At 67.1% G+C, this 1,260-nt stretch carries 1 protein-coding gene; it reads left to right on the plus strand.

What is annotated here, in order from left to right; all coding sequences use genetic code 11:
- Positions 1–35 precede the first annotated feature (35 nt).
- Positions 36–1,229, plus strand: a complete 1,194-nt coding sequence (locus HNP00_RS22860; protein ID WP_221451757.1) for an IS30 family transposase — start codon at positions 36–38, stop codon at positions 1,227–1,229.
- The last annotated feature ends 31 nt before the right edge of the window (positions 1,230–1,260 follow it).

Below are 1,260 nucleotides of genomic sequence, written 5' to 3' on the forward strand. Positions count from 1 at the left end.
GGCGGGTTCAGGGGGTCGTTGCAACACCTGAGTGATTGGTGGGTGTTGTGGTGGGTGTTGGTCGGCCTGAGGTGTTGCGTGAGGTTGTGCGGGTGTTCTGGGCGGCCCGGTCTTCCGGGCTTTCTGATGAGGCCTCGGCAGGGGTTGCGGGGTTCTCGGAAGGGACTGCCAGCAGGATTGTCCGTCAGCATGGTGGGGTGGATCCTTCGATTGAGCCTGCGTGCGGGCGGTTCTTGTCCTTCGATGAGCGTGAGTTGATCGCCGTGTGGCGGGCGCAGGGGTGCGGGATGCGGGAGATCGGCCGTCGTCTGGGCCGGAGCCCGTCCACGATCAGCCGGGAGCTGGACCGGAACATCCGCAACGGGGGCAGGCGCCCCTATCTTGCGTCCACGGCGCAAAGCCGCGCGCAGAAGCAGGCCCGCCGCCCCAAGGCCCGGAAACTGGCGGTGCACGAGGCCCTGGCCCTCTACGTCGCCGGGATGCTGAGCTGCCGGGAACGATTGTCCCCGGAACAGATCAGTGCCCGGCTGCGGATCGATTTCCCCGATGATGAAAGCATGCGCATCAGCCCCGAGACCATCTACCAGTGCATCTACATCCAGGGACGCGGCGGCCTGCGGACCGAACTCGCCGCGGCACTGCGCACCGGCCGGGCGGTGCGGCAACCGAATAAACGCCCCGGGACGCGCCGGCCCCGGGTCCCGAAAGAGCTGCTGATCAGCGAACGCCCGGCCGAAGCCGATGACCGTGCGGTCCCCGGCCACTGGGAAGGCGACCTGATCATCGGAACCCCCGGCACCGGGGCGATCGGGACACTCGTGGAACGCACAAGCCGCTTCGTGATGCTCCTGCACCTGCCGCACGGACACACCGGCGAGCAGGTCCTGGCCGCCATCCAGGACACCCTGCCGAGCCTCCCGGAGGTGCTGCGCCGGTCCCTGACCTGGGACCAGGGCGCGGAAATGGTCGGCATCCACGAACGCGTCAAGATCGCCACCGGAGCCGAAGTCTACTTCTGCGACCCGCACTCGCCCTGGCAGCGCGGCACGAACGAGAACACCAACGGGCTCCTGCGCCAGTACTTCCCCAAAGGCATGGACCTGAGCACCGTCACCCGCGAAGACCTCGACTACGCCGCCGCCGGCCTCAACGGGCGCCTGCGCAAAACCCTCGGCTGGAAAACCCCCGCCCAAGCCCTCCAAGGAATTCTGGAAGAATCAGCAGCATAAGGACGTGTTGCAACGACCACTTGAATCCGCC

It is taken from the genome of Arthrobacter sp. AZCC_0090, from assembly GCF_014207375.1.
Taxonomy (GTDB): domain Bacteria; phylum Actinomycetota; class Actinomycetes; order Actinomycetales; family Micrococcaceae; genus Arthrobacter.